Source organism: Pseudomonas sp. McL0111 (assembly GCF_052567255.1).
The window spans coordinates 3,690,856-3,706,006 of record NZ_CP199585.1; the positions used below are offsets into that span (position 1 = coordinate 3,690,856).

A 15,151-nucleotide genomic window follows, 5' to 3' on the forward strand; every position below is an offset into this window, starting at 1 on the left:
CTTTATGTCGAGCAAGAAAAAGTCGCTGGAAATCGAAACCCTGCGCGGACTGGCGTGCCTACTGCTGGTGCTTTATCACGTCATCGGTCCGCTGGGCGGCGGCTTGAAAATAGACCTGGGCTCGCCGTTCCGGGTGATCGCCGACTCGATGGTGTACGTGCGCATGCCGCTGTTCACCTTCATTTCGGGCTATATCTACTCCATCTACAAAATTCGCGGCAATGACTTTTCGGCGTTCTTCAGCGGCAAGGTTCGGCGGCTGATCGTGCCGCTGTTTTGCGTGGGCGTGCCGTTCTCGGTGTTGCAAGCGGTTGGCCCGGGGGTGAACAAGGATGTCGGCGTGATCGACGCGTTGTTGTCGTTCTGGGTGCCGATCAACCACTTCTGGTTCTTGCAGGCGGTGTTCATCATTTTCATGTTCGTCGGTCTGCTGGAATGGCGCGGTTTGCTGCGCACAGCGACGCGTTTGTATCTGCTGTTTGCGTTTGCCGCTGCGGTGTTTTTGTTGCCGCCGTTCAAGGTCGATGCATTTGGCATCAATGGGGCGATCTATCTGCTGCCGTTTTTTGTGGCGGGGATGATCGGGCAGGAAAATGTCGATGTGCTGAAGCAACGGTTCAAGGTGCTTGGGCCGTTGGTGTTTGTACTGATATCGCTGACGTTGCTGTACGTGGCGGCGATTGATCGGGAGTTGATTGTTGACCGCCGTAGCTTGATCGGTCTGACCGTCGGTTGTGTGTCGTGCATCGCGTTGCTGTCGAGCGATATACGTTCGAAGTGGTTGACCTGGCTGGGTGGCTATTCGTATGCGATTTTCCTGTTTCATGTTTTGTTTGCGGCGACTTCGCGCTTCGTCCTCGGGCGTTTGGGTGTGAAGGATGAGAGCCTTTTGGTGTTGGGCGGTGTGGCGTTCGGTTTGCTGGGGCCGGTGGTGTTGTCGATGATTTTCAGTCGGTTCAACTTCACCTCCATGCTGTTTTTAGGCGAGCGGGCGGCTGCCAAAAAGCCTGCGAAAACTATCGCCCCAGCCACAAATCCCACAGTGGGGCATCACTGAAGAGGAATTGATGCATGGTTGCAGTTGATGACGTCCAGCCAGTTGCAGCGTCGGTAGTCGAGGTCGGCGATGCGCGCGAGCGGTTTACGCAGTGGCGCGAAGGCAAGGCCGGCAAGGTTCTGAATATTTCGGTGATCGGCGACAGCTACAGCGCCGGGCAGGATTTCTACCTGAACAAACTGGTGCAGCGAGTGGCCGGGGAGGTGGGTTTCGCCGGGCCCGGTTATGTCGGCTTCAACCACGGCGCGGCGCTGGGGGGCACGCATTTCAAATACACCCGCAGCAGCGAAAAGTATTTTGGCGGCGACTGGAAGGTCTCCGGCCTGGGCCAAGCCAGCCCCGACAGTCGGACTGTGACGGGGCATCCCGGCGCATGGCTGCAAATCGATGCCGCGCCGACAGCAGCGATCAACACCGCCGTCACTCAGGCGAAACTGCTCTATCTCGGCAACGGTGAATCCAGCGAGTTGCGCTATCGTTGGTCGCCCTCGGAAAACTGGCAGCCTTTGACCCTCTCCGGCACAGGCGTGCAAGAGGTGGCATTGCCGGGCACTTCGTCAGCGGCGGACTGGACCTTCAAACTCGAAGTAGTGAAGGGCGCACCAACCTTGTTTGGCCTGTGGATGAGCAACGATCAGGGCGGTGTGCGCGTCTCAAAACTGGCAGCGTCCGGCGCGGCATCCGCTGATTTCTACCACAGCGATGATCGCTGGCAGACGCAGTGGAAAGCGGTGGTGTCGAAGATTCCTGCGGACATTTACCTGATCATGCTCGGCGGTAACGATCAGGGGTTTGGGGTCAAACCCGAGCAATATCTGCAGAACATTCAGGGCCTGGTGGGGATGATTCGCGAAATCCAGCCGGCAGCCAGCATCAACCTGATCCTGCGTCAGGACACTTCACGATCCAGTGCTTACCCAATGTCGGCTTATGCGCAGGCCCTGCAACCCTGGGCGCGTGCGCAGCATCTGGGGTACGCCGATATGCAGTGCGCATTCGGTCCCGACGTCAAACGCTATGCCGCCGCGATGATCGGCCCGGACAAGATTCATCCGCTGCCGGCCACGGGCGGCAAGGTGATTGCCGATTACTTCTACCAACTGATTTCCTCTGACCCGACCACAAACACCCCCTGCAACCAATAACCCGCAGCTACAGGGGTTAGTGTTGTTCGACGGTTTGCAGGTGAGTCAGTAGTTCGGCAGTTTTCTGTGGCATCAATTGTGCGGCGCACCGGGTTTCGACGTTGATGATGATCGCCGGGTCGTTGCAGCAGATGCGCACGCGGAAGCGCCAGTCGCTGAAGATCACTTTCAAGCCATCACGGTCATCGATCTCCAGCGCCTGTTCGCCATAAAGCTTTTTCAGATGCGCGAGCAGGGGATAGGGGTCGGCCAGCGGCCAGCGAATGTCACCGGACGAAGGAAACATGCCGATGCGCTCTACCAGCAGTGTGCTGCCCAGCCAGGGTTCATTGGCGCTGGGCAGCGGCTGATGGCGTGACAGCCAGCTCATCACCCCGAGGTTGCCCACCTCGCGTTCAATCTCTACGGAATGTTGTGCAATGTTCATGGTGGCCTGCCTGATTTGAAGAGTGGGTGATGCAGCCGCCTCAGCGGCCTTTGAGGTAGACGTTTTCGTAGCAGAAATTGGTCGCTTGCAAGTAACCCTCGGCATCGCCGCAGTCGAAGCGCAAACCCTTGAACTTGTAAGCCAGCACGCAACCGTTCTGCGCCTGTTTCATCAGCGCGTCGGTGATCTGGATCTCGCCGCCCTTGCCGGGTTCGGTGTCGGCGATCAGGTCGAAGATATCCGGCGTGAGGATGTAGCGGCCAATGATCGCCAGGTTCGAAGGGGCGTCCTTCGGAGCCGGTTTTTCCACCATGTTGTTGACGCGGTAGATGCCGTCGGAAATCAGCTCACCGGAGATCACCCCGTACTTGTGAGTCTGATCCGCCGGGACCTCCTGGATGGCCACAATCGAGCAGCGGAATTTCTTGTAGAGCTGAATCATTTGCGCGAGTACGCCGTCACCTTCCAGGTTCAGGCACAAGTCATCGGCCAGCACCACGGCGAACGGTTCATCACCGATCAACGGACGGCCGCTGAGAATCGCGTGGCCCAGGCCCTTCATTTCGATCTGACGGGTGTAGGAGAAGGTGCAGGTGTCGATCAGCTCACGGGTGCCGGCAAGGAACTTCTCTTTTTCGGTGCCGCGAATCTGGTGTTCGAGTTCGTAGCTGATGTCGAAGTGATCTTCCAGCGCACGCTTGCCCCGGCCGGTGACGATGGCCATGTGTTGCAGACCGGCGTCCCGTGCTTCTTCAACGGCGTACTCGATCAGCGGTTTGTTGACGATTGGCAGCATTTCCTTGGGCATGGCTTTGGTTGCCGGCAAGAAACGCGTGCCATAACCGGCAGCGGGGAACAAGCATTTACGAATCATAAAAGTATCCTGGACATTTCATGGCGCACAGCAACGTGCGAGCAATTACGAAAGGTTGCAAGTTTCAAGAGATATTGAAGACTTACTTTAATACCTGAGTCAGGTTGTTAAAGGCAATTATCAATGTGCGTGAAGTGCGGCAATGTTATGAGATGTCGACTTGATTGTTATTAGTTATTTTTAGTCGGTATCTGTTGATAGTGATGAGTGCGGCCGGAGTGCTAATAAGTACCAGGCAATACAGTGTGGACTGCAAAAATATTTATTGCCAGTCATTGAACTGAAATTGTTTTTGGTTGTTGTCGCCTTATTTGTGTGGATTGCCACACAGAATCAATACATGGGGCTTGACACGCTTATTGGCATTTATCCAATTACGGACCGCGCTATGAAGATTCTGGTAACGGGTGGCACTGGTTATATCGGCTCGCACACCACACTTGCCCTGCTTGAAGCAGGCTATGAAGTTGTTGTTCTGGATAATCTTTGCAATAGCAGCGACGCGGCACTGCATGCGGTGGAAGCCATATGCGGAAAAAGTGCGCTGATGATTCGCGGCGATGTCTGCGACAGGGCGTTGCTTGACCGGATTTTCCAGCAGCATTCCATTGATGCGGTGCTGCATTTTGCCGGGCTCAAGGCTGTCGGCGAGAGTGTGCGCAAGCCGCTGGAATATTACGAAACCAACGTTGGCGGCAGCATTACGCTGTGCCAGGCAATGGCAGCAGCCGGGGTGTTCCGGCTGGTGTTCAGTTCTTCGGCCACGGTGTACGGGGAACCTGAGCAGATGCCGATCCGCGAGGATTTTCCGACCGGCATCCCGACTAATCCTTACGGCCAGTCGAAGCTGATCGTCGAGAACGTTTTGCGTGACCTGTGCAAAGCCGAGCCGCGCTGGAGCATCGCTTTGTTGCGCTACTTCAACCCGATTGGCGCGCATGCCAGCGGGCACATGGGCGAAGACCCCAACGGCATTCCGAACAATCTGGTGCCTTACATCAGTCAGGTTGCGGTTGGCAGCCTGCAAGAGCTGGCGATCTTCGGTAACGATTACCCTACACCGGATGGCACCGGCGTTCGCGACTACATCCACGTCGTGGATCTGGCGGACGGGCACTTGAAGGCCTTGCAGTCGATCAGCGACCGCACCGGCGCGCACACCTGGAACCTCGGCACAGGCGATGGATACAGCGTGATGCAAGTGTTGCGCGCCTTTGAACAGGCGTGTGGGCAGCCAGTACCTTTCCGGGTGATGCCGCGTCGCTCCGGGGATATCGCCGAGTGTTGGTCCGATCCGTCGAAGGCTGAAAAAGAGCTGGGCTGGAAAGCCACGCGCAACTTGCAGCAAATGGTCACCGATACCTGGCGCTGGCAATCGAATCATCCCAAGGGTTATCTGCAATAGTGGCGTTTTAGTGCAATGTTATTTTCGGTCAGACTGTTAGATAACGTCGGGAAATTAGACTGGAAATGCCATTTGCAAGTCCGTAGATATAAACCCGCCGTTCGACTTTTATCAGTTGGGTAAGACTGTGAAAGAACGACGGATCTTGTTCGCGCTTTTTGCGGACTTGAACGCTACCACCTCTAACACACGCCGGTTTTTAACAGGCTGAATGTTAGAAAGGAGTTGTTATGAAAAAAGTGATGGCGATTGCCCTGTTGTCGATGTTAAGCAACTGGGCTGCCGCAGCTGAAGCGCCGCTTACAGCGGTGACCAATGTAGGTGGCAATGTAGCGGCTTCCCAAGCGCCTGCAGCCAGTACTGCAATGGTTGCCAGCGCTGTAGCGGCGTCCAACAGCGGTGGCAGTGCCAACGGCGGTACCACCGGTACGACGGGTACCACCGGTACAACCGGCACGCATAACTAACAGAAACATCGTTAGTGCAGTACAAGGTCGCCCGACGAAAGTCGGGTGACTTTGTTTTTAGATTCGCCCTTGAATAGCGTAGTGCCATTATATGACTCGTAGTGTTTATCTCTTAATGTTGGCAAGTCTCGCTTTACAAGGTTGCATGTTTTCCCCGGGCCAATACCTGAGCACCAGTTCCATCACCCGCCAAGGGTCCAGTGAAAGCAGCCGGGTCGAGCTGATTCCGATCACCCCCAAGCTGATCTCGATGAACCGGGCCACGTACAAGCGCACGCCGTTGCCAGCGGAATTGCTGGCGACCCCGGCCGAATACCGCATCGGCAATAACGACGTGCTGTACATCACTGTCTGGGATCACCCGGAGCTGACGGCACCGTCCGGCGCGCAACAACAAATCGATGCCAACGGCCGTCTGGTGCGTTCGGATGGCACGCTCTATTACCCGTTCATCAAGGAAGTCCAGGCCACCGGCCGAACTATCCAGCAACTGCGCAGCGACATCGAACAGCGACTGTCGGCGTTCATTGCCGAGCCGCAGGTGGACGTTGCCGTGTTGCGCTTCGCCAGTCAGAAAGTCGTGGTGACCGGCGCGGTTGCCAAGGCCGGGCCGCAAGCGATTTCCACTAATCCGTTGAGCGTGGTCGAAGCCCTCGGGTCTGCCGGTATCGATACCAACAATGCCGACTTGTCGGGGCTGTTGCTGACGCGCAACGGGCGCCAGTATCCGCTCGATCTCGACACGCTGAACAAGCAGGACTCGCAGTTGCAGAACGTCTTCCTCAAGGGCGGCGATCAGTTGTACCTGCCGTACAACGACAACAAGCGCATCTACGTCATGGGCGAGGTCAACCAGCCGCGTGCACTGAGCTTCAAGACCGCAACGATGAACCTGTCCGATGTTCTCGGTTCGGTCGGCGGCTTGAGTCAGACCACTTCCAACGGCAACGCCGTGTACGTGATTCGCGGGGTGGAAAACCTCGATGTCGAGCCGGCGAAAATCTACCAACTGGAAGCCGAATCGCCGACCGCCATGGCGCTGGCTTCGCACTTCGAAGTGCGCCCGCAGGACGTGGTGTATGTCGGGCCGGCCAACGTGACTCGCTGGAACCGCTTCATCAGTCAGTTGGTGCCGTCGGCGTCGATTGTCGGTACCGGCGCTTCGGCAGCGAAGAACTGGAGCGAATTCAGTAACAACAACGCCAAATAAGGCCCGCCGACTGTGAAAACGTTGAAAGTTGGCATCTGCCTGATGGCGGCCCTGATGTTGTGTGGCTGCAACCCGCTGATGAACGCGTCCTTGCGCAACCTCAAGTCGGCGATGGTCGGCCCGGATGACCTGGACGTATCGGCAGAGCAGGTGGCCGAGGTCAATTATCCGCAACTCAAACTGACCACGCCCTCCGGCTCCGGAGTGCTGGCGCTGGTGCGTGAGCGCGATGATTTGCAGTTCTGGGTCGCTTCCGGCAAGCAGGTTTTGCTGCTGCGCGATGGTCTGGCGGTGCGCAGCATTGGCCTGGGTCTGGAAGGCGATCTCGACGGCACGCGTTTGTCCGACGCCGCGCCCTTCAAAAAAGGCCTGCATCAGGTCGCCGATGGCTACACCAGCCAGCGCTGGATCGATCTCTACAAAGGTCAGGAAGTCGGGGTGATGGTCAGCAGTCGTTTCTTGCGCAAATCCATGACCACCGTGGAAATCCTCAACAAGGAATACAGCGTGCTACGTGTCGATGAGCAGATTGACGCACCGGCCATCGGCCTGAGTGCGACCAATCGTTATTGGGTCGATCCGGTTGACGGTTTCATTTTGCAAAGCGAGCAGCAACTGACCGCGCAATTGCGCATCAGGATCGTGCAACTGACCCCTGATCGCAGGCATGTCCCTTGAAGCGGCTCAGGGTTTTATCGGCGTGCCTGCTGTTGATCGGCGGCGTCAGTCAGGCAGCGGTCACCGTCAGCGGCGACGTGGCCAACCCGGGCCCGGTGGAGCTGCCGAAGGGCGGGCGTTTGCTGGATGTCATCAGCGTGGCGCAACCGAATGCCGAAGGTTATTGGCTGGCGGGTGTGTTGCTGCGTCAGTCCTTGCTTGAACAACAGGCGCGGCTCAAGGCCGGCGTGTTGTTTGATCTGGACGTGTTGCGGCGCATGGCGTTGCTCTTTGATCGACCGAGTCGCGCCGCGCTGGCGCTGCGGCTGGCCGAGCAAGTCCAACAGATGCCGGTCACCGGACGTCAGGTCGCGGATCTGGACCCGGTGGCGCTGGAAGTCGGCTTCGCCCGCAATATTCGGCTGGACGATGGCGACCGCCTGATCTACCCGACGCGGGTCGATGAAGTTGAAGTGCTAGGCGCGGTCGCAGAGCCGTGTCACTTGCCGTATCAGCCGTTGCAGGAAGCTCGCGAATACCTGCAAGGCTGCTCGCTGCTGGTAGATGCCGAGGCCGATTATCTGTGGCTGATCCAGCCCAACGGTGTCTCGCGACGAGTCGGCATCGCGCACTGGAATCGCGAGAGCGGGCACATTCCCGTCGCCGGCAGCAAGATTCTGGTCCCGGTAAAAAATGATGATCTAGATCCGCCTCTCCCTGAACTGAATCAGCAGTTGGCCGAATTTATTGCCACGCAGCTGGCCGAGGTGGTTCGTTGAATTTACGTTTTGCAGCTGTGTTGTTATTGCCCTGTGGTCTGGCTCATGCGGAGCCGCGCATTACTCAAGGTGATTTCGGCGGTACCGGTTTGTTGCAGACGCCGACGGCGCGCATGGCGCCGGCCGGCGAGTTGAGCATCAACGCCAACCGCACCGAGCCTTACAGCCGCTACAGCGTATCGCTGCAGCCGCTGGACTGGCTCGAAGGTTCGTTTCGCTACACCGCCATCACTAACCGGCCCTATGGCCCGGAGTCGATGAGCGGCTCACAAAGCTATAAGGATAAGGCGGTCGACGCCAAAGTCCGCCTGTGGGAGGAAACCCATTGGGCGCCCGACGTGGCCTTGGGCTTTCGAGACATTGGTGGTACGGGTCTGTTCTCCAGCGAATTCTTCGTCGCCAACAAGCGTTATGACAACTTCGATTTCAGCGCCGGCCTTGCCTGGGGTTACATCGGCAATCGCGGTGACATCGACAATCCGCTGGGCTATCTCGATGATCGCTTCAAGACCCGCCCAGCAGTGAAGGGCACCGGTGACGTCAATGCCGGCTCGTACTTTCGCGGCAAGCCTTCGTTTTTCGGTGGTGTGAGCTATCAGACGCCATGGGATCGGCTCAGCCTGAAACTCGAATACGAAGGCAACGATTACAAGCACGAGCCCAAGGACAACGTGATCAAGCAGGACTCGCCGATCAACTTTGGCGCGATGTTCAAAGTGACTGATTCGCTCGACGTCAGCGCGGCCTGGGAGCGGGGCAACACGGCGATGTTCGGCCTGACATTCCACACCAATTTCGCCAGTCGCAAGGCTCCGGCCAAGACTTTCGATCCACCGGCCGAACCGTTGCCAGCAAAGGCGCCGAGCACCGCGCCGGATCAGGTCAACTGGGCCGAGGTGTCGCAACGCTTGCAGCAGAACGCCGGCTACAAGGTCGAGCGCATCAGCCAGCGGGACTCCGAGTTGATCGTGTATGGCGAGCAGGGGCGTTACTTCCATTCGGCGAAAGCCGTAGGTCGTGCGAGCCGGATTCTCGACAACAGCGTCAATGACGATATCGACTGGTTCACCGTGGTCAACAAGCGTTACGACCTGCCCCTCGAAGAGACCAGCGTGCCGCGCCAGACCTTCCGCGAAGTGATCAATAACGAGGAGCCGCTGGAGTTGCTGCACCGCACCACCGAAGTCAATCCGGCGATGCCGCACAACGAAAAAGTCCTCTATACCGAAGCGCCACAGCATTTCAGTTATGGCGTGGGCTTGGGCTTCAAGCAGAACGTTGGCGGCCCTGATGGTTTGCTCTATCAGTTCAGCGCTGATGTGGATGCCGAGTACCGCTTCAACCGCAGCACCTGGTGGAGCGGTTTGCTCAGCACCAACCTGGCGAACAACTTCGACAAATTCACCTACGACGCACCCAGCGGTTTGCCGCGTGTGCGCACGGATTTGCGTCAGTATCTGACGACGTCCGAAGTCACCATGCCGTTGTTCCAGCTCAGCCACACCGAGCAGTTGGACAAGGATCTGTTCGGGATGGTCTACGGCGGTTATCTGGAATCGATGTTCGCCGGGGTTGGGGGGGAGGTGCTGTTCCGTCCGACCGGCGAGCGTTGGTCGGTGGGCGCGGATCTCAACTATGTGCGGCAGCGTGAGTTCGATCAGGGCTTCGGGCTGCGGGATTATTCGGTGGTGACCGGGCATATCACCGGGTACACGGATTTGCCATACGACACGCTGGCCGCGGTCAGTGTCGGGCGCTATCTGGCCGGGGATTGGGGTGGCACGCTGGATATCTCGCGAGAGTTTTCCAACGGTGTGCGCTTTGGTGCCTGGGCAACGATCACCACGGCGGGCAGTGCCGAGTATGGTGAGGGTAGTTTCGACAAAGGCATCTACTTGTCGATTCCGTTCGACGAACTGATGAGCATGTCGACCATGCGCCGCGCCAACCTGGTGTGGGCACCGCTGACGCGTGATGGTGGTGCGAGGCTCAATCGTGGGTATCAACTGCATTCGATGACGGATAGCCGTGACAGCGACATGTTCTACCGCAACTTCGGGAAGATCACCGAGTAACGGTCGCAACCTGTGGGAGCGAGCCTGCTCGCGAAGGCGTCAGCCCAGTCAACATCTCTGGTGACTGACACACCGCTTTCGCGGGCAAGCCACGCTCCCACAGGTTTTGTGGCTGTGCCGAAAGCCTGTGTACACCTCAAATCCCTGTGGGAGCTGGCTTGCCAGCGAAGACGTCAGCCCAGCCAACATCCCTGGTGGCTGACCCACCGCCATCGCGGGCAAGCCACGCTCCCACAGGTTTTGTGGCTGTGCCGAAAGCCTGTGTACACCTCAAATCCCTGTGGGAGCTGGCTTGCCAGCGAAGACGTCAGCCCAGCCAACATCCCTGGTGGCTGACCCACCGCCATCGCGGGCAAGCCACGCTCCCACAGGTTTTGTGGCTGCGCCGAAATCTTGCACACACCTCAAATCCCTGTGGGAGCTGGCTTGCCAGCGAAGGCGTCGGCACATCCAGCATCCCTGGTGGCTGACCCACCGCCATCGCGGGCAAGCCACGCTCCCACAGGTTTTGTGGCTGTGCCGAAATCTTGCACACACCTCAAATCCCTGTGGGAGCTGGCTTGCCAGCGAAGGCGTCAGCCCAGCCAACATCCTTGGTGACTGACCCACCGCCATCGCGGGCAAGCCACGCTCCCACAGGTTTTGTGGCTGTGCCGAAATCCTGCACACACCTCAAATCCCTGTGGGAGCTGGCTTGCCAGCGAAGGCGTCGGCACATCCAGCATCCCTGGTGGCTGACCCACCGCCATCGCGGGCAAGCCACGCTCCCACAGGTTTTGTGGCTGCGCCGAAATCCTGCGCACACCTCAAATCCCTGTGGGAGCTGGCTTGCCAGCGAAGGCGTAAGCCCAGCCAACATCCTTGGTGACTGACCCACCGCCATCGCGGGCAAGCCACGCTCCCACAGGTTTTGTGGCTGCGCCGAAATCTTGCACACACCTCAAATCCCTGTGGGAGCTGGCTTGCCAGCGAAGGCGTCGGCACATCCAGCATCCCTGGTGGCTGACCCACCGCCATCGCGGGCAAGCCACGCTCCCACAGGTTTTGTGGCTGCGCCGAAATCTTGCACACTCCTCAAATCCCTGTGGGAGCTGGCTTGCCAGCGAAGGCGTCGGCACATCCAGCATCCCTGGTGGCTGACCCACCGCCATCGCGGGCAAGCCACGCTCCCACAGGTTTTGTGGCTGCGCCGAAATCTTGCACACACCTCAAATCCCTGTGGGAGCTGGCTTGCCAGCGAAGGCGTCGGCACATCCAGCATCCCTGGTGGCTGACCCACCGCCATCGCGGGCAAGCCACGCTCCCACAGGTTTTGTGGCTGTGCCGAAATCTTGCACACACCTCAAATCCCTGTGGGAGCTGGCTTGCCAGCGAAGGCGTCAACCCAGCCAACATCGCCTCAGCCTGACACCCCACCACCAAATCCCAGCCACAAAAAAGGGGACTTTCGTCCCCTTGCGGTGCTGCGCTGTGATCACCAGCCCATCAATAAATATCCTTCGACAGCAACGTAAACGGCGTCTTCACCAGGATCTTCAAATCCAGCCACAACGACCAGTTGTTGATGTACTGAAGGTCGATCTCGACACGCTTCTGCATCTTGTCGATGGTGTCTGTCTCACCCCGGCAGCCGCTGATTTGCGCCAGCCCGGTGATCCCCGGTTTAATCCGGTGGCGAGCCATGTAAGCGAGGATTTTGCCCGAGTAGAAATTGTTGTGTGCGACAGCATGCGGACGCGGGCCGACCAGTGCCATATGCCCTTGCAGCACGTTGAACAATTGCGGCAGTTCGTCCAGCGAAGTGCGACGGATGAAGCGACCGACTGCGGTGATACGCGAGTCGTTACGGCTGGCCTGTTTAACCTCATGGTCATCGTGTACGCGCATCGAGCGGAATTTCCAGACCTGAATCACCTTGCCATTCCAGCCATGGCGGTCCTGCTTGAACAACACCGGGCCCTGCGAGGTCAGTTTCACCGCCAGGGCAATGCCCAGCAACACCGGGCTCAGCAGAATCACCGCCAGCAACGCCACGCCTTTCTCGAACAGGCTTTTGCTCAGGGCAGCGGTAGGGCGGCTGGTCAGCGGGCTCTCGTTCAGATAGATCGCCGGCATACCGTCCACGACCTTCACCGAGTGATTGAGCAGCGTCAGACTGTTCAAGTCCGGCACCCAGACCACATCAACGTTGGCACCCAGTAAATCGACGTACATCGCTTCGATCTGCGCCGCTTCAGACAACGGCAGCGTGATGTACAAGCGACGAATGTCATGCGCCTTGATCAGCTCCAGCAAGTCTTCCTGGGCGCCGACAATGCGTGGAGCATTCGAATCCAGAGAGGGCAGGGTGCCGTTGCTGACCAGGCCCACCAGCGGCAGGTTTTCCATTTGATTGAGCTTGTTCGCCAAACCCAACGCCAGCTCACCAGTGCCGACGATCAGGGTTTTATGCTCGCGTTCACGCGACCGCTGATAGAACTTCGAGAACGCATGCAGCGGCGCATACAGCAATGCCTGACCGAGGAAGCCGTAGACCGCCCAGCTCAGCGTCACCTCCCGCGAAAACACCTCATCGGCCTTGCAGACAAACGCGATGCACGCCAGCGCAACCATGGTCATCGACCAGCCCATGAACAGCCGTCCGAGACCCGCCAGATAGTTGTCTCGCTTGCGATAAACGCCGCTGAAGGTATAAGCCGGAACCGAGGCCAGAACCGCCAGTGTCGCGCACATGCGGTAATAGAACTCGACCGTTCCCGTGTGCCGCTCGGCAAGGATGAACAGCAGTGCAACGACAAAGGCTTGCGCCAGTGCCCATTGGCCCCAAAAGGTAAGTCCCTTGAGGCCGGTGTTTCGATCGATACTAAGAGTAAGTTCCATACGATATCCCCAAAAGACGTCCATTCAGATTTCGACAGTTGAAGTCCGAGCTGTTAAGTAGACTTATTGTTTTTGTTATAGCGAATGTTCTGAGGTAACAGCGCTGATGTGCCGAACTGTCGTCAATCAATAGACTAAGTTATTGTCGGGGATGCTGTCTGACGAGTTCTAACAAGATGGCCATGTGCCAACTTTTTAATAATTAAATATAAGGACGTTAGAAATGGTCGAGCAGGGAAGGGTGAATAATCAATATTGATTTTGCTATTGTAGGAGGTAGCGGGGGGAAGCGAAATTTAACCAGGGAGGGATAAAGCCAAACAGAGTGCTCTTGTTGTTTTTGTTATCGCACTGTTTCTGTTTGTTTTGTACGCGCTATTTCAGCCGCGCAAAGCAGGTGTTTACGCGACGACTTCCTGGATCAGGCAATAACCGCGATTTCTGACGGCACGGAACAATCGTTCACCGTGACTGGCGCTTTTGAATTTGTCCTGCAGGCGACTCAGGCACATTTCCAGTCCGCGATATTGCTCTGGCTCTCTGCCGATGCTGAGGATCAACTCTTCTCGACTGACAACGCGCTCTTCATGGTGCAGCATCTTCTTGACCAGTGCAGTTTCCAGCCCGGTCAGACTGATCTCGATGCCTTCTTTGATCAAGGCGTTATGGTCATCGTCGAGATGCCAGGTTGCAGTACAAGGAGCGTCGCCCTCACCGGCACGGAACATATCGCTGGCTTGCTCTGCCAGTGTCGGAACACTGTTGAACTGCTTTGCCGATTGAGCAGCCAGCCATTCGGATTCGAGGGTGGCCAATATTCGCTGCGTATCATGTTCGATGCTGTGCGCGACGTGTTTTCGGGTACCGCGTGGGTAAGTGAACTCCATCAGTACGGGGGCGGAAGAGGGCGAAGCAGAACCTTCAATAAACATTTGTGCCTGAGACGTGCCAAACGAATTGAAACGCTCACTGGACAAGATTCTTTCAAGTTCACGTTGCGCCGTTGTGCTGTTCGTCACGACAACAAAATATTTTTTTGGGAGGGTTGTACTAGTTTCCATGTATCTCTCCTGAAGTACACACCAAATTTGGCTAAAAGATAATCGGCAGTCGAGTAATGACTTCCTTGGAAGTAATCGAAAAGCAGGGTCTGGGCCCAAAGTTGGTCCTCGATAGGTTCCACTCAATCTGCTGCTATGTTATTAAGTTTATTATTATGGTTCGGTGTTGCCGTGCTCATTCGCATTTCTAGTTATAAATGTACTTGCAGTGCAGATAGTGCTTGATAGTTGCATCAGACGTTCCTTCGTATGTGCAAAAATGATGGGCTGCCCGGAGTCAGGCAGTCGATATCAGACCCCGCATCAGGCGATAGCCATAGCCGCGGATGCTCTGAATCGCGTTGGTACCATACATGTCCTTGATTTTTCCACGCAAGCGGCTGATCGATTTTTCCAGCGCTCGAGGGTCGTAGAAATTGGTGTTGAGCCCCATGATATTGGCGATTTCATCATGGCTCAGAATGTGATTGCTGGTTTGCGCAAACGCTTCGAGGATCTTCATTTCGGCAAATGAGATATCGAGTTTCTTGCTGTTGCCCAGCAGGCTGATACGGGTGGGGTCGAGCACCAGGTTGATATCGCGCTGCCATTCTTCACTGTTGAAGAACTCTGCCAGCAACTCGGAGCCTTCGTCGGTGAGCGTATTGAGCTTGATACAAAAGTCGGCACCGGCAAGATAGTATTTGATCTTGTTGTAGGTGCCACGGCCAGTGATCACCGCGCAGATAATGGGTTTCAAGTTTTCGGTGCGCAGGCTTTCAACCAGCGCGAGACTGTCTTCGAGGGCCTGAGGGCTGTCGATAACGATGAAGATGGCGCGATACGTACCGGTTTGTTCATTGCTGTTATATGAACTAGTGTACGAATTGACTTCAAGCGCGATATCGGTCCGAACGTGCCTGGCGAGTAGCGCTCTAAAATGTTCAGCCACGCCACGGGTACGGCCCAGAGTGAGAACGCCGGGTTCGTCATTTGTCGGGCGCGGGCTTCTAGTCGCTAAGTTCGCTGTAAGCATCATGCATTGACTCAAATAGGTGCTGACATCGGGATGTTAAAGCACCGGTTCTCATCTGTGACTGACAATTGGTAACATTTACGCGATTTTTAGACGTGC

At 57.0% G+C, this 15,151-nt stretch carries 13 protein-coding genes; 8 read left to right on the forward strand and 5 right to left on the reverse strand.

Going from position 1 to position 15,151, the window contains the following annotated elements; genetic code table 11:
* Positions 1 to 4: 4 nt before the first annotated feature.
* Both ACTWLJ_RS16835 and ACTWLJ_RS16840 read left to right on the forward strand, forming a co-directional pair.
* Positions 5 to 1,057: an acyltransferase family protein gene (locus ACTWLJ_RS16835; protein ID WP_445177644.1), complete on the forward strand. Its 1,053-nt coding sequence runs from the start codon at positions 5 to 7 to the stop codon at positions 1,055 to 1,057.
* A 14-nt stretch (positions 1,058 to 1,071) separates the two neighbouring features.
* Positions 1,072 to 2,202, forward strand: coding sequence for an SGNH/GDSL hydrolase family protein (locus ACTWLJ_RS16840; protein ID WP_445177645.1), 1,131 nt, complete (start codon positions 1,072 to 1,074; stop codon positions 2,200 to 2,202).
* A 16-nt stretch (positions 2,203 to 2,218) separates the two neighbouring features.
* On the opposite strand, the gene ACTWLJ_RS16845 is transcribed toward ACTWLJ_RS16840, so the two are convergent.
* Positions 2,219 to 2,629, reverse strand: a complete 411-nt coding sequence (locus ACTWLJ_RS16845; protein WP_445177646.1) for a mannose-1-phosphate guanylyltransferase — start codon at positions 2,627 to 2,629, stop codon at positions 2,219 to 2,221.
* A 40-nt stretch (positions 2,630 to 2,669) separates the two neighbouring features.
* Positions 2,670 to 3,503, reverse strand: coding sequence for a UTP--glucose-1-phosphate uridylyltransferase GalU (gene galU, locus ACTWLJ_RS16850; RefSeq protein WP_401216357.1), 834 nt, complete (start codon positions 3,501 to 3,503; stop codon positions 2,670 to 2,672).
* Positions 3,504 to 3,891: 388 nt separating this feature from the next.
* Between galU and galE the strand changes: the two genes are divergently transcribed.
* From galE to ACTWLJ_RS16880, 6 genes are all read left to right on the forward strand, one after another.
* The gene (gene galE / locus ACTWLJ_RS16855; protein WP_445177647.1) at positions 3,892 to 4,908 is read left to right on the forward strand and encodes a UDP-glucose 4-epimerase GalE; all 1,017 of its coding nucleotides are present in this window, start codon (positions 3,892 to 3,894) and stop codon (positions 4,906 to 4,908) included.
* A 230-nt stretch (positions 4,909 to 5,138) separates the two neighbouring features.
* Positions 5,139 to 5,375 (forward strand): hypothetical protein, encoded by a 237-nt coding sequence (locus ACTWLJ_RS16860; protein ID WP_201204907.1) that lies wholly within the window; start codon positions 5,139 to 5,141, stop codon positions 5,373 to 5,375.
* A gap of 145 nt (positions 5,376 to 5,520) precedes the next feature.
* Complete coding sequence (locus tag ACTWLJ_RS16865) at positions 5,521 to 6,585, forward strand: polysaccharide biosynthesis/export family protein (protein ID WP_445177648.1); 1,065 nt, start codon at positions 5,521 to 5,523, stop codon at positions 6,583 to 6,585.
* Positions 6,586 to 6,597: 12 nt separating this feature from the next.
* Positions 6,598 to 7,263, forward strand: coding sequence for a YjbF family lipoprotein (locus tag ACTWLJ_RS16870; RefSeq protein WP_445177649.1), 666 nt, complete (start codon positions 6,598 to 6,600; stop codon positions 7,261 to 7,263).
* The gene (locus ACTWLJ_RS16875) at positions 7,260 to 8,021 is read left to right on the forward strand and encodes a capsule biosynthesis GfcC family protein (protein WP_445177650.1); all 762 of its coding nucleotides are present in this window, start codon (positions 7,260 to 7,262) and stop codon (positions 8,019 to 8,021) included. Before ACTWLJ_RS16870 ends, ACTWLJ_RS16875 begins: the two co-directional genes overlap by 4 nt.
* Positions 8,018 to 10,096, forward strand: coding sequence for a YjbH domain-containing protein (locus tag ACTWLJ_RS16880; RefSeq protein ID WP_445177651.1), 2,079 nt, complete (start codon positions 8,018 to 8,020; stop codon positions 10,094 to 10,096). The genes ACTWLJ_RS16875 and ACTWLJ_RS16880 overlap by 4 nt, the downstream gene beginning before the upstream one ends.
* A gap of 1,485 nt (positions 10,097 to 11,581) precedes the next feature.
* On the opposite strand, the gene ACTWLJ_RS16885 is transcribed toward ACTWLJ_RS16880, so the two are convergent.
* The 3 genes from ACTWLJ_RS16885 to ACTWLJ_RS16895 all read right to left on the reverse strand — a co-directional run bounded on the left by ACTWLJ_RS16885 (position 11,582) and on the right by ACTWLJ_RS16895 (position 15,055).
* Positions 11,582 to 12,976, reverse strand: a complete 1,395-nt coding sequence (locus ACTWLJ_RS16885; RefSeq protein WP_401216351.1) for an undecaprenyl-phosphate glucose phosphotransferase — start codon at positions 12,974 to 12,976, stop codon at positions 11,582 to 11,584.
* A gap of 401 nt (positions 12,977 to 13,377) precedes the next feature.
* A complete protein-coding gene (locus ACTWLJ_RS16890) occupies positions 13,378 to 14,037 on the reverse strand; it encodes a winged helix-turn-helix domain-containing protein (RefSeq protein ID WP_445177652.1) in 660 nt (219 codons plus the stop codon).
* Positions 14,038 to 14,314: 277 nt separating this feature from the next.
* Positions 14,315 to 15,055 (reverse strand): winged helix-turn-helix domain-containing protein, encoded by a 741-nt coding sequence (locus tag ACTWLJ_RS16895; RefSeq protein ID WP_445177653.1) that lies wholly within the window; start codon positions 15,053 to 15,055, stop codon positions 14,315 to 14,317.
* Between the last annotated feature and the right edge of the window lie 96 nt (positions 15,056 to 15,151).